General features: G+C 47.0%; 20 protein-coding genes and 1 tRNA gene. 14 read left to right on the forward strand and 7 right to left on the reverse strand.

The window, feature by feature from the left end; genetic code table 11:
• Positions 1–175: 175 nt before the first annotated feature.
• From dnaK to rpsO, 4 genes are all read right to left on the reverse strand, one after another.
• On the reverse strand, positions 176–2,053 hold the full coding sequence (dnaK, locus tag Q0314_RS08425; RefSeq protein ID WP_298058216.1) for a molecular chaperone DnaK: 1,878 nt from the start codon (positions 2,051–2,053) through the stop codon (positions 176–178).
• Positions 2,054–2,088: 35 nt separating this feature from the next.
• Positions 2,089–2,616, reverse strand: a complete 528-nt coding sequence (grpE, locus tag Q0314_RS08430; protein WP_002946505.1) for a nucleotide exchange factor GrpE — start codon at positions 2,614–2,616, stop codon at positions 2,089–2,091.
• Positions 2,613–3,392, reverse strand: coding sequence for an HrcA family transcriptional regulator (locus Q0314_RS08435; RefSeq protein ID WP_298058218.1), 780 nt, complete (start codon positions 3,390–3,392; stop codon positions 2,613–2,615). The genes grpE and Q0314_RS08435 overlap by 4 nt, the downstream gene beginning before the upstream one ends.
• A 301-nt stretch (positions 3,393–3,693) precedes the next feature.
• On the reverse strand, positions 3,694–3,966 hold the full coding sequence (gene rpsO, locus Q0314_RS08440; protein WP_002952011.1) for a 30S ribosomal protein S15: 273 nt from the start codon (positions 3,964–3,966) through the stop codon (positions 3,694–3,696).
• A gap of 144 nt (positions 3,967–4,110) precedes the next feature.
• On the opposite strand from rpsO, the gene Q0314_RS08445 reads away from it, so the two are divergent.
• Genes Q0314_RS08445 through Q0314_RS08475 form a run of 7 tightly spaced genes read left to right on the forward strand, consistent with a single transcriptional unit; the run spans position 4,111 to position 9,668 of the window.
• The gene (locus Q0314_RS08445) at positions 4,111–4,515 is read left to right on the forward strand and encodes an Rrf2 family transcriptional regulator (RefSeq protein ID WP_298058220.1); all 405 of its coding nucleotides are present in this window, start codon (positions 4,111–4,113) and stop codon (positions 4,513–4,515) included.
• 3 nt (positions 4,516–4,518) lie between these two features.
• The gene (flhA, locus tag Q0314_RS08450) at positions 4,519–6,681 is read left to right on the forward strand and encodes a flagellar biosynthesis protein FlhA (RefSeq protein WP_298058222.1); all 2,163 of its coding nucleotides are present in this window, start codon (positions 4,519–4,521) and stop codon (positions 6,679–6,681) included.
• Positions 6,682–6,689: 8 nt separating this feature from the next.
• Complete coding sequence (locus tag Q0314_RS08455) at positions 6,690–7,808, forward strand: 3'-to-5' oligoribonuclease B (RefSeq protein WP_298058224.1); 1,119 nt, start codon at positions 6,690–6,692, stop codon at positions 7,806–7,808.
• Positions 7,809–7,811: 3 nt separating this feature from the next.
• On the forward strand, positions 7,812–8,039 hold the full coding sequence (locus Q0314_RS08460) for a hypothetical protein (protein WP_298058226.1): 228 nt from the start codon (positions 7,812–7,814) through the stop codon (positions 8,037–8,039).
• Positions 8,036–8,215: a hypothetical protein gene (locus Q0314_RS08465; RefSeq protein ID WP_002946522.1), complete on the forward strand. Its 180-nt coding sequence runs from the start codon at positions 8,036–8,038 to the stop codon at positions 8,213–8,215. The genes Q0314_RS08460 and Q0314_RS08465 overlap by 4 nt, the downstream gene beginning before the upstream one ends.
• Positions 8,215–9,120, forward strand: a complete 906-nt coding sequence (cmoB, locus tag Q0314_RS08470) for a tRNA 5-methoxyuridine(34)/uridine 5-oxyacetic acid(34) synthase CmoB (RefSeq protein ID WP_298058228.1) — start codon at positions 8,215–8,217, stop codon at positions 9,118–9,120. Before Q0314_RS08465 ends, cmoB begins: the two co-directional genes overlap by 1 nt.
• Before the next feature lie 11 nt (positions 9,121–9,131).
• Complete coding sequence (locus tag Q0314_RS08475; protein WP_298058229.1) at positions 9,132–9,668, forward strand: PaaI family thioesterase; 537 nt, start codon at positions 9,132–9,134, stop codon at positions 9,666–9,668.
• Between the two features lie 198 nt (positions 9,669–9,866).
• On the opposite strand, the gene Q0314_RS08480 is transcribed toward Q0314_RS08475, so the two are convergent.
• Positions 9,867–10,490 (reverse strand): MBL fold metallo-hydrolase, encoded by a 624-nt coding sequence (locus Q0314_RS08480; RefSeq protein WP_298058231.1) that lies wholly within the window; start codon positions 10,488–10,490, stop codon positions 9,867–9,869.
• A gap of 118 nt (positions 10,491–10,608) precedes the next feature.
• Between Q0314_RS08480 and Q0314_RS08485 the strand changes: the two genes are divergently transcribed.
• The 7 genes from Q0314_RS08485 to Q0314_RS08515 all read left to right on the forward strand — a co-directional run bounded on the left by Q0314_RS08485 (position 10,609) and on the right by Q0314_RS08515 (position 16,577).
• On the forward strand, positions 10,609–11,364 hold the full coding sequence (locus Q0314_RS08485; protein WP_298058232.1) for an NAD+ synthase: 756 nt from the start codon (positions 10,609–10,611) through the stop codon (positions 11,362–11,364).
• 255 nt (positions 11,365–11,619) lie between these two features.
• Positions 11,620–12,756 carry a DegT/DnrJ/EryC1/StrS aminotransferase family protein gene (locus Q0314_RS08490; protein ID WP_298058234.1) on the forward strand — a complete coding sequence of 379 codons (1,137 nt, stop codon included), beginning with the start codon at positions 11,620–11,622 and terminating at the stop codon, positions 12,754–12,756.
• The gene (locus Q0314_RS08495; protein ID WP_298058236.1) at positions 12,749–13,663 is read left to right on the forward strand and encodes a tetraacyldisaccharide 4'-kinase; all 915 of its coding nucleotides are present in this window, start codon (positions 12,749–12,751) and stop codon (positions 13,661–13,663) included. The genes Q0314_RS08490 and Q0314_RS08495 overlap by 8 nt, the downstream gene beginning before the upstream one ends.
• Before the next feature lie 26 nt (positions 13,664–13,689).
• Positions 13,690–13,992, forward strand: a complete 303-nt coding sequence (cutA, locus tag Q0314_RS08500) for a divalent cation tolerance protein CutA (protein WP_298058238.1) — start codon at positions 13,690–13,692, stop codon at positions 13,990–13,992.
• Positions 13,989–15,449, forward strand: a complete 1,461-nt coding sequence (gene thrC, locus Q0314_RS08505) for a threonine synthase (protein ID WP_298058239.1) — start codon at positions 13,989–13,991, stop codon at positions 15,447–15,449. Before cutA ends, thrC begins: the two co-directional genes overlap by 4 nt.
• Positions 15,446–16,165, forward strand: a complete 720-nt coding sequence (gene kdsB / locus Q0314_RS08510) for a 3-deoxy-manno-octulosonate cytidylyltransferase (RefSeq protein ID WP_298058241.1) — start codon at positions 15,446–15,448, stop codon at positions 16,163–16,165. Before thrC ends, kdsB begins: the two co-directional genes overlap by 4 nt.
• A gap of 46 nt (positions 16,166–16,211) precedes the next feature.
• Positions 16,212–16,577, forward strand: coding sequence for a nitrous oxide-stimulated promoter family protein (locus tag Q0314_RS08515; RefSeq protein ID WP_298058243.1), 366 nt, complete (start codon positions 16,212–16,214; stop codon positions 16,575–16,577).
• 36 nt (positions 16,578–16,613) lie between these two features.
• On the opposite strand, the gene Q0314_RS08520 is transcribed toward Q0314_RS08515, so the two are convergent.
• Together Q0314_RS08520 and dsbD are read right to left on the reverse strand one after the other, a co-directional pair.
• A tRNA-Gln gene (locus Q0314_RS08520) sits at positions 16,614–16,687 on the reverse strand.
• Between the two features lie 91 nt (positions 16,688–16,778).
• On the reverse strand, positions 16,779–18,530 hold a 1,752-nt coding region (gene dsbD / locus Q0314_RS08525; protein WP_298058246.1), incomplete at its 5' end, for a protein-disulfide reductase DsbD.

The following is an 18,530-nucleotide window of genomic DNA, read 5'->3' on the forward strand; positions in this document are numbered from 1 at the left end:
TAAAGCTTTGCGGGGTCAAATTTGAATAGATTTGTAAATTTAGGATTGCGTAAAATTTAAAAGAAAATTATAAAAACCGCCCGTCAAATTTAACGGACGGGGTAATTTTAAAGGCGCAAAAACGCTGAAACATTAAATTTGAGTTTGAAGCCCTTGCCAAAACAAGGGCTAAATTTTACTCGACTTCGGCGTCGATGACGTCGTCGTCTTTTTTCTTGCCGCCGTTTGCTTGCTCGCCCGCGGCGCCGTCTTTTTTATACATCGCTTCGGCTAGCTTGTGGCTGGCTTCGCTTAGAGTTTTGACCTTCGCGTCGATCTGCTCTTTGCTCGCGTTTTCGTCTTTTAGCGTCTCTTTTAGCTCGTCAAGCGCCTTTTGGATGCGCTCTTTGTCCTCGGCAGGGATTTTCTCGCCTAGCTCATCAAGGCTCTTTTGCGTTTGGTGCGCGAGCGCGTCGGCTTGGTTGCGCGCTTCGACCGCGTCTTTGCGTTTTTTGTCGTCCTCTTTGTGTAGCTCAGCGTCTTTGACCATGTTGTTGATCTCGTCTTCGCTTAGGCCGCTTGAGCCTGAGATCGTGATATTTTGAGCTTTGCCTGTAGCCTTATCTTTAGCTGAGACCGTTAGGATACCGTTGGCGTCGATGTCAAACTCTACTTCGATCTGAGGCACTCCGCGAGGAGCGGCAGGGATGCCCTCTAGGTTAAACTGACCCAAAGATTTGTTGTCGCGGGCAAATTCGCGCTCGCCTTGTAGTACGTGGATCGTGACGGCGCTTTGGTTGTCCTCGGCGGTTGAAAATACCTGATTTTTCTTAACCGGGATAGTCGTGCCTTTTTCGATGATTTTTGTCATCACACCGCCTAGAGTCTCGATGCCTAGGCTTAGCGGAGTGACGTCTAGGAGTAACACGTCCTTCACGTCGCCTTTGATGACCGCGCCTTGGATCGCCGCGCCGATAGCTACGACTTCGTCCGGATTTACGCTTTTATTTAGCTCTTTGCCAAACGCCTTTTTGACCTCTTCTTGCACTAAAGGCACACGCGTCGAACCGCCCACCATGACGATCTCTTTGACATCGGATTTGTTTAGGCCGGCGTCTTTTACGACCTCGTTTATCTTGGTGATCGTTTGAGCGACTAGGTCCTCGATCATACCTTCAAATTTCGCTCTGGTTAGCGTTTTTGTGAGGTGTTTTGGACCCGTAGCGTCGGCTGTGATGAACGGTAAATTTATCGTCGTTTCTTGAGCCGAGCTTAGCTCTTTTTTAGCCGTTTCGGCTGCCTCTTTTAGGCGCTGCATAGCCATCACGTCGGTTTTTAGATCGATGCCGGCGTCGCTTTTAAATTCGCTCGTTAGCCAGTCGATTAGGCGGTTATCGAAATCATCGCCGCCTAGAAACGCGTTACCGCCGGTAGCTAAAACCTCGACCACGTTATCGCCGGTTTCTAGTACGGTAACGTCAAACGTACCGCCGCCTAGATCGTAAACCATGATCTTTTCGGACTCTTTTTTATCTAGACCGTAAGCAAGAGCTGCCGCGGTAGGTTCGTTTATGATACGAAGCACGTTTAGTCCAGCGATCGTGCCGGCCTCTTTAGTTGCTTTTCTTTGGCTGTCGTTAAAGTAAGCAGGCACCGTGATGACGGCGTCTACGACCGTTTCGCCCAGATAGCTTTCCGCATCCTCTTTTAGCTTCATTAGCACTTTGGCCGAGATTTCTTGCGGAGTGTAGACTTTGCCCGCGATCTCTATAGCGCACGCACCGTTTCTATCTACGACGTGGTACGGCAACCTAGCTTTAGCTTCCTGCGCGTTTTTCTCGTTGCTCATTAGGCCCATTATTCTTTTGATAGAGTATATGGTTTTTTCAGGATTGGTTACGGCTTGGCGTTTTGCGCTGTCGCCTACTAAAATTTCGCCCTTATCTGTAAACGCTACGACCGAAGGGGTCGTGTTTTTACCCTCTTTGTTCGGGATTACTTTGCTCTCGCCTCTCTCATACACGCTTACGCATGAATTCGTCGTTCCTAGGTCTATACCTATTACTTTTGCCATTGTTTATCCTTTTTATTAAATTTTTCTTTCAAATTTTACTTCGCTATCGACACCATCGCAGGGCGCAAAACTCTGCCGTTGATGAGGTAACCTTTTTGTATCACTTGTACGATCTTGCCTTTTTCCACGTCTTCGCTTTCTACTTGCAGCATAGCATTGTGGAAATTCGGATCAAAGTCCTCGTTCGCTTCGATCGCGGTGATGCCGTTTTTCTCGAAACATTTTTTAAACTGATCTATCGTTATATAAATTCCTTCTTTGATTTTTGCCGCGTATTCGTCGCCTTCGGTTTCAAAATTTACCGCCATCTCAAGCGCGTCTATCACCGGAAGCAGATCCCGCGCAAATTTCTCGTTTGCATATGTCGCAATGTCCGCTTTTTCCTTTTCAAAACGCTTTTTGATGTTTTCAAAGTCCGCATTGGCTCTGTAATACTTATCCGTTAGCTCCTCGAGCTGCTTTTGAAGCTCGACGTATTTTGCGTCAAGGCCCTCAAAGCTGATACTCTCGTCAAAATTTGACGGGATTTGCTGCTCAAGTTCCACGTTTTCATTCTCGTTCATGCCGCCTCCTTTAGGTTGTTTAAAAATCTTTCATAATCATTATAAATGCTGCCCGCGCAAAGCATTTTAGCCTCTTTGCCGTCAAAATTTACGCCAAGCTTCATGCCTAGGTAATTTTCGCCGAAAAAGACTAAATTTGAGTCAAAAACCATCTCAAGACTAGGGCTTAGCGCGTTTTTAAAGCTCTTGCCGAAAATTTCAAGCGCTACCTTTTCGTTTTCTAAAAAGCGAATTTTGTTGCGCTTTAGCTCAGCTATCTTATTTCTTAGCTCGTTTAGGCCCACCTGCATACAGGTAAGCTCGAGCCTATCGAGGTCTATGCCGATGAGATTGCTCAAAAATTTCTCTACCTTCGAGTTAAATTTGAGCGCTATCTCGTCCTCGCTAAAGCTCAAAATCAAAAATCTATTGTTTAAATTTAAGACCTCGTTTAGCGTTTGGGTTTTGTTTTCAAAAACCATCGCGTAAATTTCAAATTCATCGCTTAGCAACTTTAGCAGGCTTGGATTTGCGATATTTAGCGTCTCATCGAAATTTAATCTAGCTCGCCAATAATCCCTCATTGTCGCTGCCGTCGGTATCCTGCCGCCGCTAACGTGAAACTGCGTGATCGCGCCCTCGTCGGAGAGCTTTTTAAAATAAACTCTGATCGTAGAGGCCGGGATCGACATCGCCATGCGCGAACCAAGCTCGCTAGAGCCGATTGGAGCGTTGTCGCTAAGATAAGCTTGAATGATAGAATCAAGTATCAGATCTCGCTTGCTCACCTTTATCATATTAGCACTCTCTCCTTTAAATTGCTAGGCGCATTATACAACATTGAGCGGATAATTGTCAAGGGGTAGAGTTAAAAAAAATTATTTAGATAACTTTAGCGTAGTTAGCTCAAGGTTATAAGGGTAAAATTTTGGGCATTATTGGCAGCGTGCTGGAAAATTTGAACAAATTTAATGTAAGAGTATAGTAAATTTGATTTTATTGCTAGAAGTTTTTATGAAATTAAAATTTGCCGAGTTAAATTTAAAAATGTGTAAAAAGTAAAATTTGAAAGAAAAGCCCCAAATTTAGGGCTTAGGATTATTTATCTCTGAGATTTAGCTCAGCGATAACTTTTGTGTAAGCTGCGTAATCTTTAGCTTTTAGATATTTCATCAAGCGTTTTCTGCGGCCAACTATTTTAAGTAGTCCGAGGCGAGACGAGTGATCTTTTTTGTAGATTTTTAGGTGCTCGGTTAGCTCCTCGACTCTTGCTGTTAGCAATGCGATTTGAACTTCCGGAGAACCCGTATCTTTCTCTTTTCTAGCGAATTTCGCAACAATTTCTGCTTTTTTAGCCGAATCCAAAGCCATAATGACCTCCTGATTGGTGAGATTAAAAAAGGCGATTATATCATAAAAATCAAAAAATGCGGCACCTGTTTTAAAAAATATTGATTTAATCAAATTTGCAGATAAAATTTAATAAAATATCCGCAAAAAATTTAAGGGGAATTTATGCTTTTGACAAAAGCAAGCGAATACGCGCTGCTTTCGCTGATTTACATAGCGCAAAAAGACGCTCCCTCGGACGTCGATACGATGTCGGGCGAGCTTGATATATCAAAAAGCTTTTTGGCTAAAATTTTGCAAAATTTGGCTAGAGAGGGAATTTTGGTTTCGTTTAAGGGCGCAAACGGCGGATTTATGCTCGCGCAAAAGCCTGAAGAAATCAGCATAAAAAGAATAATCGAAAGCGCAGAAAAGCGTAAAATGGCGGTATTTGAGTGCTCGATCTCGGCTGATAGTTGCTCCTCTAGTAAGGGCGGAATATGCCAAATTTGGCCGATGTTTAGCGCGCTTCAGTCTAAAATCGACGATTTTTTAGATACAATTACGTTAGCAAATATAATCAAGAAGTAAATTTTGGCAAAACAAAAGCGCAATATCCTAACCCTGGTCGCACCGTTTTTAGAGCCTATCGTAAGGTTTAGGGGGCTCACGATCGTCGGCGTCATAATCGCCATCCTAGCGATCATCATCGTGCCGCTTCCTAGCGCGGTTTTGGACTTTTTTCTTGCGCTTTCCATCTCTATTTCGGTGCTCATCATCCTGATCGCCGTTTACGTGCCAAAGCCGACCGACCTTAGTACATTTCCGACGCTCATTCTCATCATCACGCTTTTTAGACTCTCGCTAAACATAGCCACCACGCGCATGATTTTAAGCGAAGGACACAACGGTCCCGATGCCGTGAGCGAGATAATCTCAAGCTTCGGGCAGTTCGTCGTAGGCGGCAACTACGTCATCGGCGTGATCGTCTTTACGATCCTAGTTCTTATAAATTTCATGGTCGTTACCAAAGGTTCGACGCGCGTGAGCGAGGTGCAGGCGAGATTTACGCTCGATGCGATGCCTGGTAAGCAAATGGCGATAGACGCCGACCTAAACGCCGGTCTAATCGATGAAAAGACAGCTAGAGAACGCCGCGAAGCTATCATCGGCGAGGCGAATTTCTACGGAGCGATGGACGGTTCGTCTAAATTTATCAAAGGCGATGCTGTCGCTGGCATCATCATCACGATCATAAACATCGTCGGCGGCTTTCTCATCGGTTCGTTTCAGTACGGCCTAGATATGGCTACCTCGGCGCAAAACTACACGATCCTAACGATCGGCGACGGTCTAGTGAGCCAGATTCCGGGCCTCATCACTTCGACGGCCACGGCGATCATCATCACGCGCGCTAGCAAGGACGATGAAAATTTCGCCGAGGGCTCGCTAACGCAGCTGCTAGGCGAATACAAAACGCTTTTAATAGTCGGCTTCATACTATTTATCTTTGCTCTAGTTCCCGGGCTTCCGACGCTATCTCTCGGATTTATCTCGCTTCTGTTTTTAAGTATGGGTTTTATAATGAAAGAGGTAAAAGAGGGCAAGATAAATTTGACCGCCAAGGCCCAAAGTGCAAGCTCTACCCAAGGCGAAGAAGAAGGCCAAGCCGCACCCAAACCTCCTAAAAAAAGCGAAGAAGAGATCGCTCGCGAAGAGGAAGCTAAGATAAGCGATATCTTAAAGCTTGAAATTTTAGAGCTTGATCTGGGTTACGGCCTGCTAAAGATCGCCGAGACCGATCTCATCGAGCGTATACGAGCGATGCGCAGAAATATCGCGGCTCAGCTTGGTTTTTTGATGCCAAAGATCCGTATCCGCGACAATCTCCAACTACCGCCCAACGAATACCGCTTCAAGCTAAAAGGCGTCGTGATCGGGCAGGGCGAAATTTACGCGGATAAATTCCTCGCGATGGATAGTGGGCTAGTTAGCGACAACATCGAAGGCATCCCGACTAAAGAGCCGGCATTTGGCCTTGATGCTTTATGGATCGATGCGAGCGTGAAGGAGGACGCGATACTAAGCGGCTACACGATCGTAGATCCCGCCAGCGTCATCTCCACGCACATGAGCGAGCTGATAAAACAAAACGCCGCCGAGCTCCTAACTCGCCAAGAGACGCAAAATTTGCTGGATAAGCTAAAATCGGAATACCCGGTCATCGTCGAGGATACGCTGCGCATCGCGCCTATCGGAGTGATCCAAAAGGTGCTAAAAGCGCTGCTAAAAGACCACATCCCGATAAAAGATATGTTAAGCATCCTAGAGGCGCTAAGCGACATCGCCGAGGTTAGTAAGAACCTCGATATGATCGTCGAACACGTCCGCACCGCGCTTGCTCGCGCTATCACTTCGCTTTACGTCGATGAGGGCGGGCGGTTAAATTTCTACGTGATGGAGCCAGCCGCGCAGCAAAAGCTGATCGACGCCGTGCAGTATAAAGACGGCGCGTATCACCTGATGATAAACGTCTCACAGACCTCGGCGATCGTGCAGGCTCTGCGCGAGGCGAGGGCGAAGCGGCCAATCTCGGAGTACGGCTCGATGATACTTTGCGTGGAGCCTAGCTTGCGTAAATTTATCGCCGATATCTGCGCGAATTTCGCCATAGATATCACGGTGCTTAGCTTTGCCGAAGTCGCGGCAAATACGCCGTTTGAGACGTTAGGCACGATAGAAATATCAAATTTGTAAGGAATAAAATGACCATCCATCACCTCTCGCACACCGATCTGGACGGATACGGCGCGCAGGTAATAACGAATCACTATTTTAAAAACGTTAAATTTTACAACTCAAACTACGGCAAGGAGATCGACGAGAAATTTGATCAAATTTTGGCTCAAATTTCGGATAAAAGCGTAGCCCAGACGCAGTCAAATTTAAGCGGCGAGCAAAATGGTAACTCGCAAAATGCGTCCGAAAATCGCGGCGAGGGCGAAGCGGCTAAAAATGACGAAAAAGCGCTTATCCTGATAACTGATCTAAATTTGACCGTGGAGCAGTGCGAAGTCTACGAGAAGGCGATCGCAAATAAAAACGCTAAAATTTTGCTCCTCGATCACCACCAAAGCGGAGCCGAGTGCGCGAGCAAATTTAGCTGGTATTTTTTAGATAGCTCAAGGTGCGCGACTAAGATCACGCATGATTTTTTCTCTAAAATTTACGGGGTCGATGCTAGCCTAAATCACTTTAGCGACGTCGTAAACGCAGTCGATATCTGGCTAAAAGACGACGTAAATTTTGAAATGGGCAAGGTCGGACTCGGACTCGTCGCAAACGCAAAAGAGATAAATAAAACGATGTTTGAGGCTGAAAATTCGCGCTATCTTTTTTATCTTATCGAGCGTGCGCGGGAGTTTTTTGACGCGGGAGACGACTATGTCGGGCTTGACGAGGCGATTTTCGGGTTTAAAAAGGACTTTTTCAAAGAGGATAAAAACGATACGTTAAGCAATCTGATCTCAGCATTCGTCGTAAAAAAACTAAGCGAGGAAAAAGAGAAATTTAGCATAAAATATAACGATCTTAACGGCATTTTGACCTACAATATCGGCAACACCTCGGTTATAGGTAATGATTTTTTAGTCGCGAACCCCGATATTGATTTTTTCATCGATATTACGAGCAAAAAGACTCTGAGCTTTCGCGCTAACGGCAAGGCGGACGTGAGCTTGATGGCTAAAAATTTAGTCGGCGGTGGTGGACACGTGAACGCTAGCGGCGGACTTTTTGCGGGCTTTAAGGATAGCTTTAGCTATGAAAACGTAAAGGCGCAGATAACCGACCTAATAACTAAAAAAACGATTTTACAAGGATAGAAAATGAAAGAAATAGAACCTACCGTGGACGAGCTAAGCTACGAGCTTTCGATGATGTTAGAGGCGATGCTTTATTATGCCGGCGTGCAAAAGGATAGGCTGCAAGACGCCGCCGAGACGTACATCGAGTGCATCGACGACGCGCTGGAAAACTCGGGTGCCGAGGGCGTGGACGAGGTGCTCGAAGTCGTCGAATACATGAAAAAAAAGCACGCTAAATTTTTCAAATGAAAACTCTAGCGCAAATTTTATTTTTTTCGGCTCTGGCAGCTATGCTTGGCGGTTGTGTGTTTTTAAACGATCGCGGCGTGACGACGAAGTACTACAACGAGTGCAAGGAGTACTACGACGCGACGGGCGTCTATCACAAAGAGTGCCCTAAAAACATCATCGACTGGACGGAGTGATGAGCTTAGAAGCGGCTAGAGCGGCGAAGGCTAGGGAGCTGGCGGGCAAAACCTACGCGCCTTTGATGCGTGAGATAGAGGAGCTGGCGGCTAAATTTAAGGGGCACGAATTTGAGCTTAAATTTGACGATACAGTCGAGATAAACGCAAATTTAACCTCCAAAGAGCGCGAAGAGACGCTGCAAACGGCGCTAAATTTACGCTCGTGGCGCAAGGGACCGTTTAAGATAGACGATATCTTTATCGACAGCGAGTGGAGGAGTTTTGTCAAATTTAACCTACTCGCGCCGCACATGGATCTAGCGGACAAGGTCGTGGGCGATATCGGCTGCAACAACGGCTACTATCTCTTTCGTATGTTGCTCCAGCACCCGAAAAAGCTGATCGGCCTTGATCCTGGCGTTATGAGTTTTTTGCAGTTTAAATTTATCGACGCGTTCGCGCGCTCAGGTATAGAGTACGAGCTGCTAGGCGTCGAGCATCTGCCGCACTACGGCGTCAAATTTGACGTGCTCTTTTGTCTTGGCGTGCTCTATCACAGAAGCGATCCCGTGCGTACGCTAAAAGAACTAAAAGGCGCGTTAAATGCGGGCGGCGAGCTATTTTTGGACACGATGTATCTTGATATGGAGGGCGATTTTGCCCTGAGCCCTAAAAATACATACTCAAAGATACCAAATATCTACTTCGTGCCGACTATTAGCGCGCTTTTAAACTGGTGCGAGAGGGCAAATTTTAAAGACGCGCAAATTTTAGCCACAAAGCCGACGGACGCGCACGAGCAACGAAAAACGGAGTGGATCTTGGGTCAGAGTTTGGGCGATTTCCTCGACCCCACAGACCCGGCGCGCACGGTCGAGGGCTATCCCGCGCCAAAACGGGTCTATCTAAAACTAAGCGTATAAAAAGGTGAAAAATGGACGAAAATATCTACGACGACAACAGTAGCGACGGGGTTGTTCTGCCAGAGGACGAAAATCCGTTTCGCAACGAACTAAAAACCTCGCCGAATATAAAAATCGGTCTTAGTGGCGCCGTGACGCAGCTCGAGTCAAACCGCGCCAAAACGCGCTTTTTCGCCACTAGCGACATGGTCGCCGATAGCGAGGGGCTCATACACAGCGGATTTGTTTTCTCTGCGGCTAGCTACGCGGCGATGGCGGCGGTCAATGAGACTTTTAGCGTGGTTATCGGGGCTAAGATACATTTTTTCGCTCCGACCAAGCTAAACGAAGCGATCGAATTTGACGCGCGCTCGCACTTTAACGAGAGCAAAAAGCGCGAGGTGCGGGTAACTGGCACGACGAACGATATAAAGGTGTTTGAGGGGACTTTTCAGGTTGTGATTTTAGAGGATCATATCTTTAAAATTTACAAAACAAATCTCCAAAAACAAGCCGCGCAAAGACGAAACGAAGCAAAACGCAAAGAAGAGGCGAAGCAAAACGCGTAAGCTCGGTCAAATTTGATGAAATTTGGCGGCGCGGTAAATTTGCGCCGCCTTTTCTTTTAAATTTGATTTTATGCCGTTTTTTGGCGGTATTTTGGGAAAACCAGCATAAATTTAACGCCAAATTTGCCGTTTTGTTTGGCTTGACCGCTTTAAATTTAATGCGTTTTTAAAAAATCTTAAAAGCTCAAATTTGACCCGTTAAAATCTCATCTCCCTACCGATCATATTTATCCAAAAATCTAAATTTGCACGCTCAGCTTTTAGCGTCGTTTTGTCGCCGTGACCTGGATACAGTACAAAATCGCCTTGCAAATTTTTACATTTTAGTAGGCTTTGGTGCATATCCTCGGCATTTGAAAACGGAAAATCATAGCGCCCGATCGAGCCTCTAAACAAAAAATCTCCGCTAAAGATAACGTCGTCCACGCGCACCATACAGCATCCTGGCGTATGTCCCGGAAAGTGCATAAACTCGATCTCAAAGTCCTCTATGTTAAATTTAACGTCCTCAAATTTCGCTCCGCCTACACAGATTGCGTCGTGCATCGGCTGCTGCCCTGCATCCCAAAGATCGTCATGAAGCATGAAATTATCGTCTTTATGGATATAGACCGGAACATTAAAAAAATTTTTTAAGCTAACATTGTCAAGAACGTGATCAGAATGCCCGTGAGTGTTTAAAATAGTGAGCGGCGCGTGTGAATTTTTTACGACAAGGTCATATGAATCTTGACCTGGATCAATGATAATATCGTGCCCATTTTTGGATACTACATAGCAGTTGGTTTGATAATCTCCGCATGGTTTTGAAAAAATTCTCACGTTTGTCCTTTTATAAAATTTAATTAAAATAAATTGTATATTTTTTAAGCTTAAAAGTTAAATTTTATAAAAAAATTGTATAATATTTTAGAATTTAAATTTATTGGTGATAATCGTTATGAAAAATTATTCGCAAATCAGCCTGAAGCTAACCGAGTTTTTGACGAGCTACCTCCAAAAAAGCGGCGCAAAGGGTTTTGTTTTGGGCGTTAGCGGCGGTCTAGACTCTGCCGTCGTAGCCGCTCTTTGCGCGCGCACGGGCTTTGAAACGCATGCACTTTTGATGCCGACGAAGTACTCGAACGAGCGAAATTTAAGCGACGCGCTAAAGCTTTGCGAAGATCTAAAAATAACGCATAAAATCATCGAAATCCAGCCGATTTTGGATAGCTTTACCGCGCAGATCGGCGAGCCGCTGTCAAATTTGCGCATTGGAAACCTAAGCGCAAGAGCCAGGATGTGCCTGCTTTATGATTATTCGGCAAAGGTAAATGCGCTAGTGGTCGGCACGAGCAACAAAAGCGAACGCCTTCTTGGATACGGTACGATCTACGGCGATATGGCGTGCGCGCTAAATCCGATCGGCGAGCTTTTTAAGACTGAAATTTACGAGCTGGCTAAAGAGCTTGGCATCGATGAAAAAATCATCGTAAAAGCCCCGTCCGCCGACCTTTGGGAAGGGCAAAGCGATGAAGCCGATATAGGCTACAGCTATGAGCGGCTAGACGAGGTTTTGCGTTTGGCGCAGAGTAAAAGCGAGGCCGAGCTGGCGTGCGAATTTGACCCAAAACTCGTCGCGACTATATTTTCAAGGATGAGAGCAAATAAATTTAAACTCTCGTTGCCGCCGATTGCTAGCTTGGACGGCGAGTAAAATTTGAGCTAAATTTACGGCTACGGCGATAAATTTGGCTGAGGTTTTGAAAGTCAAAAACGGTGAAATTTGATGACTGATTCGGCGTCAAATTTACTCGGCTTTGAGATGCGTTAAATTTGGCAGCAAAGTCGCGATGATTTTTCTGAAAGTAAAAATAGATAAAACTGCCGTAAATTTGGCAGCAAAATAAATTTAAAAATAAAAAAAGAAACGCAGAAGGTAAGAAAAAATAAAAAAAAACAAGGAGGCGCAATGGAAGAGGTAGCGTTTTATAGACCTACTATCGACGAGGCCGAGATTACGCTCATAAAAGAGGCTCTAAAAGACCACGGTTCGGTGATCGTGGAGAGGCTGGAGTCCGAGCTTAGGGAGTATTTTGGCGTAAAACATGCCGTTACGACCAATAACAATAGCGCTGCTCACCATTTGGCGCTTTGCTCGATGGATCTAAAACGCGGCGACAAGATCATCTGCTCGGTAAACTCCACCCCGAGCGTGGCGCAGGCAATCAGGCATTTTGATGCCGAGCCTATATTCGTCGATATCAACGAAGACGACTTTAATATGAACCCCCAGTCGTTGCGAGATACGCTAAAAGTGCATAATCACAAAAAGCTAAAAGGTATCTTTGTAAATCACGTCGGAGGGCAAGCTTCTGATATGGACGAGATCTACGCTATCGCGCGGGAGTACGACGTAAAGGTGCTCGATGATGCTGGTAAGTCCGTCGGCCTAACCTATAACGGCGTAAAAATCGGCTCTGACGACCGCTCGCTTATCTCTTGCTTTAACGTGCATTCGCAGCTCACAAACCCTATCGCGACGGCCGGCTTTATGCTAACGGACGACGATGCCATCGCCGAGCGCGCTAGACTACTGCGAAACCACGCGATCGTGAATGGCGGCATAGATAAAGACGGCAACCTAGGCTACGTCTACGACGTCGTAGATATCGGCGTGAAGTATGATCTAACGGGGCTTTGCGCGGCGTATGCGGTGGCGCAGTTTGAAAAGACGGATAAATTTATCGCGCGACGCAGACAGATCGCCGCCATCTACGACAAAGAGCTCGCAGGCTGCCCGCACGTCTCGCTACCGATCAAAAAGCGCGACCACGTCTATATCCAGTACATCATCAAGATCGACAAAAACCGCGACGGGTTTGCGAAGGAGCTGCTAGAGCGCGGCATCCACACGGCGCTTCACTACAAGCCGATGCACCTTTTGAGCTACTATAAAAGCAAATACGGGCTTAAAGTAAATTCATTCCCGAATGCGCTAAAAACCTATCAGCAGGTGCTTTCGCTGCCCGTTTACAACGCGCTTAGCGACGAAGAGGTTGCCTATATCTGCGAGAGCGTGCGAGAAGTAGCCAAAACGCGTGTTTAAAAGGAAAATTTACGCCTTTGCGCAGGATTATTTTTACTCTCCAAATTTATGGCAAAAGTGCCTAGCTATCGCGCTTTTGCCGCTTAGTTGGATTTACTGCGCGGGCGTGACTTTAAAGTCTAAATTTAGCAAAACTTTGGATTTTGGCATACCGATTATCAGCGTCGGAAATTTAACCCTAGGCGGTAGCGGAAAGACGCCGCTGGGTATTTCTATATTAAACGAATTTGAGGGCGGCTGCGTCGTGCTGCGAGGCTACGGTAGAGCTTCAAAAGGACTCATAAAAGTCGCTATCTCGGGCGAAATTTTAGTGGGCGTCACGGCTAGCGGCGACGAGGCGATGGAGTACGCAAAAAGCGTAAAAAACGCAAACGTCATCGTGAGCGAAAACCGCGATATCGCCATAAATGAGGCCAAAAAAATGGGCGCAAAATACGTGCTGCTCGATGACGGCTTTGGTAAATTTCATATCAAAAAATTTAACGTCCTGATCCGCCCATCGGCAAAGCCCTATTTTGATTTCGTCCTGCCTAGCGGCGCGTATCGCTACCCGAGTAAATTTTACGCTAAAGCCGACTACGTCGTAAAAGAGGGCGAGGACTTTACTCGAGAGAGCGAAATAATAAATCAAACTACAAAGATGGTTTTAGTGACCGCTATCGCAAATCCGCAGCGCTTGGAGCCTTATTTTAGCCTTTGCGTGGGACGCGATATTTATCCCGATCACTACGCGTTTTCGCGGGACGAGCTAGCGAGTATCCTAGAGCGCTACGCCGCGACCTCGCTTTTGGTTACGCGAAAAGACGCCGTAAAGATGGAGGAGTTTGGCTTGCCGCTATCCGTTATCGCGCTAAAAACGACACTGGCGGGTAAATTTAAACGAATTATCAAAGAGAAAATTCTATAATCTCCTAAAAATTTAGGACGCTTTAAATGAAATTTATACTAACCTCTTGTGCCGATAAGGCTGCAGCCAAAGCTCTAGCCAAAAAGCTCGTTAAAGCTAAATTTGCCGCCTGTGTTAGCGTTTTTAAGGCAAATAGCGTTTATTTTTGGGACGGCGAGATAAAGGACGAAAAGGAGCGAGTTTTACTCATAAAAACCGCGGTTAAATTTAAAAAAATCGCTAAATTTATTGCGCGGTACCACGACTACGAGCTGCCTGAAATAGTCGCTTTTAAGGCGGACAAAGCTAGTAAAAAATACAAAAAATGGATAAAAAAGGAAAGTAAATGAAGTTATTTCAAACTAGAGCGAATGCGGGCGAGAGCCTAAAAAGCGTAGAATTTAGCCAGGCGCTACTAAGCCCCAGCTCCGCTCACGGCGGGCTTTACGCACCGACGCAGCTACCGCGGTTGGACGCAAATTTCTTTGCGGAGGCGGTAAATTTAAGCTACGCGCAAATCGCTCTAAAAATCATAGAGAAATTTGGATTTGACGCTGATGCGGCGATGTTTGAGAGGGCGGTGAAGCGGTATGAGAGATTTGACGATCCGCAAAATCCCGTGCAGGTGCGAAAAATCGGCGAAAACCTCTACGTAAACGAGCTTTATCACGGACCTACGCGCGCGTTTAAGGATATGGCGCTGCAGCCGTTTGGCGCGCTGCTTAGCGAGCTGGCTGCAAAAAGAGGCGAAAAATACCTCATAATGTGCGCGACTAGCGGCGACACGGGGCCTGCGACGTTAGAGACTTTTGCGGACGCACCGGGCGTCAAAGTCGTCTGCCTCTATCCAAAAGACGGCACTAGCGAGGTACAGCGCCTACAAATGATAAACGCAGACGCCGCAAACCTCAAAGTAATCGGCATCGAGGGCAACTTCGACGATGCGCAGCGTGCGCTAAAAAGCCTGCTAGCTAGCGAGAAATTTAAAGAGCGTCTAAGCGCTGCCGGACTCTCGCTCTCGGCGGCAAATTCGGTAAATTTCGGGCGGATTTTATTTCAGATCATCTATCACGTTTTCGCCCACGTCTATCTGCTAAAAACGGGCGCGCTAAAGGGTGAATTTGACATCGTAGTGCCTAGTGGTAACTTCGGCAACGCTCTGGGCGCATACTACGCTAAAAAAATGGGCGCAAAAATCGGCAAAATCAAAATCGTCTCAAACGCAAACAACATCCTGACCGAGTTTTTCACGCAGGGGCGATATGATCTGCGCGGCAAAAGCCTAGTTAAAACGATCAGCCCGGCGATGGATATCCTGGTTTCATCAAACGTCGAGAGGCTGCTTTTTGATAAATTCGGCGCCGTGCGAACTAAGGAACTGATGGATAGTCTCGCAAGCGATGGCTTTTACGAGCTTTCAAATAGCGAGCTAGACGCGCTAAAAGAGGACTTTGACGCTGATTTTTGCAGCGACGAGGAGTGCGAGAAATACATAAAAGGGTGGGCGGCAAAGGGCGTCGCCGTCGATCCGCACACGGCTACATGCTTTAAAGCGGCGGCGAATTTAGCGCGCCCGTCCGTGATAACGTCGACCGCACACTGGGTCAAATTTGCTCCGAGTATGTTTAAGGCGCTAAAAAACGAAACGCTAAAAGACGAAAAAAGCGGGCTTGAGGCCTTGGCGGCGGAGTTTAACGACGAAGTGCCAGGCGCGATAAAATCGCTCTTTACAAAAGCCGCCGTGCATAATGAAATCGCCGCAAAGAGCGAAATAGAAGCTAAAATTTTAGCCTGGATCGAGCGATGATCATCATTCCGGCAAGGCTCGCCTCGACGCGAATGCCCAATAAAATTTTACGCGAGATAAACGGCGTGCCGATGTTCGTCGCTACGGCGCGCAGGGTGAGCGCGGCTGATGAGGTCGCCATCGCCGCAGACGACGAGGGCGTGGCGCAGATCGCGCAAAAATTCGGCTTTAAAGCCGTGATGACGAGCCAGGCGCATCAAAGCGGAACCGACCGCATCAACGAAGCTGCGGGAATACTCGGCGTCAAAGATAGCGAGATAATCATAAACGTGCAGGCCGATGAGCCCTTTATCGAGCCTGAAAATATCGTCAAATTTAGAGAATTTTGCGAGAAAAACGCGGAGAGAGCGTTTATGTTTTCGTGTTTTAAATTTGTCGGCAGCGAGCTAGCGGACGATAAAAACCTAGTCAAGGTCGTGACCGATGACGCGGGCTACGCGCTTTATTTTTCGCGCTCGCGCATCCCGTTTGACCGCGCACCGTTTGACGCGTACAAGGCGCATCTGGGTATCTACGGCTATAGCGCGGCAAATTTGAAAAGATTTTGCTCATTTGCACCGTCGACGCTCGAAAATACCGAAAAGCTCGAGCAACTGCGCGCTCTATCAAACGGCGAGAAAATCCTCATGCTCGAAGTGCAAAGCGACAGCATCGGTATCGACTGCGAGGAGGATCTGCAAAGGGCGCGAGCGAAATTTGGCATTGAGTTAGATTAACGCCGAAATCCCAGAAATTTGGTAAATTTGCCCAAAGGAAAAATGCATGACGAATGAGAAATTTACCGAGCAGGTCACGACTTTGGCGAAATTTTTGCAAACATACTGCGGCGACAAACATGCGCTAGAGCCAAAGCGTGAGATAAATTTGGAGCTAATTTATAAGGGCGAAAGTCTAAACCGTAGCGTGCAGATGCAGCTTTGCACCGAGTGCGAGCAGCTGTTTTTCTACGCTCACGAGCGACTTTTGGCCTGTTCGCACGATGTTAAGCCAAGCTGCCGCAAATGCCCGCATCCGTGCTACGAAAAGCCTAGATGGACGCAGATGGCAAAGATAATGAGATATAGCGGCGTAAAGCTTGGGCTTGTAAAGCTTAAAAGGATATTTGCATTTTCAAAGACGGCGGAGTAGGGTTTGGACTTTTTGTGAATTTTAGATGAGATCAAGTGGTTACCCTGAAAGGATTCGAACCTCTGTTAGCTGATCCAGAGTCAGCAGTTCTACCACTAAACTACAGGGTAACGATAGGCGAAATTATAGCGAGCGAAATTTAAATCAGCTTTAATTATCTCAAATTTCAAGAATAAAACCGTAAAAATCGCCACGCAAATTTCACAGCCCGAATTTTTCAAGATGGGCTAAAAATTTTTCGGGCGGATAAAAGCCGATGAGGCGCGCGTTTTTTAGCTCGTCTTGCATGTGGCTACCTGCGCGGAAAAATAGGATCGCAGGCGGTCCGATGAGTCCGAATTTTTTCATTATCTGCGCGTCGTCACTGCTATTTTTCGTCACATCCACTCGCAAAAGAGTGAAATTTTCCAGTTTTTTTAGTACAGCTTCGTCTTTAAAAGTGATCTCGTCAAGCTCGTTGCAGCTAGCGCACCAAGTCGCATAAAAGTCGATCAGCACTGGTTTAAGCGAGCTTTTTAACGCATTTTCTAGCTCGGTCAAATTTGAGATGGCGATAAAATTTGGCTCATTTTTACTCAAATTTACGCCCGCGCCGCCTGCATTTTTAAAGCCTTCGAGCGGATTTAGCGCTGATTTTGCGCCAGAAAACGAGCCAACGATCAGCAAGACGGAGTAGATAAAGGCTAGTAGCGCCGTGCCTTTTAGTAGTTTTTTGCCGCCACCGTACTCGTCCTTTGTCGCATCAAAAGCTCCGAAAAATACGCTCGCAAACACGCCGATAACGCCGTAAAGCAGCAGCTCTGCCATAGCGCCCAGCACGCGTGCGCTCAGCCAGACCGCCATTATCAGCATGATAAAGCCAAAAAGCGTCTTGATTTTATCCATCCATGCACCCGGTCGCGGTAAAATTTTACCCGAGCTAGCACCGATAAGTAGTAGCGGCACACCCATACCAAGTCCCATTGTAAAGAGCGCAAGCCCGCCAAATAGCGCGTTTCCACTCTGTGTGATATAAAGCAGCGCGCCCGCAAGCGGTGCGGCAACGCATGGGCTAGCGATGAGCGCGGATAAAAATCCCATCGCAAAAACGCCGATTATGCCGCCTTTGCTTTGGGCTTTTTTGCTAAGCGCGTTTTGCATGGCAAGGGGCATCTGAAGTTCGTAAAGTCCGAACATCGAAAGCGCGAGCGCGACGAAAACGAGGCTAAAACCGATCAGTACGGCCGGGGTTTGCAGCGCGCTTTGCACGCCCGAGCCAAAAACGCTAGCCGCCACGCCTGCGACCGCGTAGGCGCACGCCATCGCAAAAACGTAGATAAGAGATAGGAAAAAGCCGCTCGTAGCGCGCGAGTTTTTGTTTTTGTCCTTTTTAGCGTGCGGGTTGTCGCTATCAAATTTGGCCGAAGTTTCGTCTGGCGCGCTTAAATTTACACCGCCGTTTTTGCCGCCGTGCGTGCCGTTAGCTTGCTTTGAGACGATGATAGATGATAGGATCGGTATCATCGGAAATATGCAAGGCGTGAGCGATAGTAGCAGCCCATAGCCAAAAAACGTGGCGAGCGAGAGGAGGAAATTTGCGCTGCTAAGGCTTGCGGCGATGGAGTCTTGCTCGGAGAGCGGCGCCTGCGAGCCGGCAAATTCAGGCTCGGCGGCCTCTATGATCTGTGCAACCGAGTAGCCGCTAAGACCCTTTTTGACGCTAAATTTGAGTACTTGCGGTTGGTAGCAGATGCCGTCTTTGGCGCAGCCTTGGTATTCGAGCTTTAGGGTGAAATTTTCGCCGCCGCTAAGCCCTTTTAGTAAATTTATCGGCACAAAAAGGCTAAATTTGCCCGTATAAACCTCGCGCTCGTCGTAAATTTCGCCTTTTGGAAAGTTTAGATGCGAGTTTAGATTTTTACCCTCTAGGCTTGCTGCGAGGCTGTCTTTATAGACGTGGATATTTGGCGCTGG

Origin of the sequence: uncultured Campylobacter sp. (genome assembly GCF_938040115.1) — a bacterium.
Taxonomy (GTDB): Bacteria; Campylobacterota; Campylobacteria; order Campylobacterales; family Campylobacteraceae; genus Campylobacter_A.

Excerpts from the sequence above, each read along its gene's own strand:
- dnaK (WP_298058216.1), bottom strand. The coding sequence starts at position 2,053 with ATGGCAAAAGTAATAGGTATAGACCTAGGAACGACGAATTCATGCGTA.
- grpE (WP_002946505.1), bottom strand. The coding sequence starts at position 2,616 with ATGAACGAGAATGAAAACGTGGAACTTGAGCAGCAAATCCCGTCAAAT.
- Q0314_RS08435 (WP_298058218.1), bottom strand. The coding sequence starts at position 3,392 with ATGATAAAGGTGAGCAAGCGAGATCTGATACTTGATTCTATCATTCAA.
- rpsO (WP_002952011.1), bottom strand. The coding sequence starts at position 3,966 with ATGGCTTTGGATTCGGCTAAAAAAGCAGAAATTGTTGCGAAATTCGCT.
- Q0314_RS08445 (WP_298058220.1), top strand. The coding sequence starts at position 4,111 with ATGCTTTTGACAAAAGCAAGCGAATACGCGCTGCTTTCGCTGATTTAC.
- Q0314_RS08455 (WP_298058224.1), top strand. The coding sequence starts at position 6,690 with ATGACCATCCATCACCTCTCGCACACCGATCTGGACGGATACGGCGCG.
- Q0314_RS08460 (WP_298058226.1), top strand. The coding sequence starts at position 7,812 with ATGAAAGAAATAGAACCTACCGTGGACGAGCTAAGCTACGAGCTTTCG.
- Q0314_RS08465 (WP_002946522.1), top strand. The coding sequence starts at position 8,036 with ATGAAAACTCTAGCGCAAATTTTATTTTTTTCGGCTCTGGCAGCTATG.
- cmoB (WP_298058228.1), top strand. The coding sequence starts at position 8,215 with ATGAGCTTAGAAGCGGCTAGAGCGGCGAAGGCTAGGGAGCTGGCGGGC.
- Q0314_RS08475 (WP_298058229.1), top strand. The coding sequence starts at position 9,132 with ATGGACGAAAATATCTACGACGACAACAGTAGCGACGGGGTTGTTCTG.
- Q0314_RS08485 (WP_298058232.1), top strand. The coding sequence starts at position 10,609 with ATGAAAAATTATTCGCAAATCAGCCTGAAGCTAACCGAGTTTTTGACG.
- Q0314_RS08490 (WP_298058234.1), top strand. The coding sequence starts at position 11,620 with ATGGAAGAGGTAGCGTTTTATAGACCTACTATCGACGAGGCCGAGATT.
- cutA (WP_298058238.1), top strand. The coding sequence starts at position 13,690 with ATGAAATTTATACTAACCTCTTGTGCCGATAAGGCTGCAGCCAAAGCT.
- thrC (WP_298058239.1), top strand. The coding sequence starts at position 13,989 with ATGAAGTTATTTCAAACTAGAGCGAATGCGGGCGAGAGCCTAAAAAGC.
- kdsB (WP_298058241.1), top strand. The coding sequence starts at position 15,446 with ATGATCATCATTCCGGCAAGGCTCGCCTCGACGCGAATGCCCAATAAA.
- Q0314_RS08515 (WP_298058243.1), top strand. The coding sequence starts at position 16,212 with ATGACGAATGAGAAATTTACCGAGCAGGTCACGACTTTGGCGAAATTT.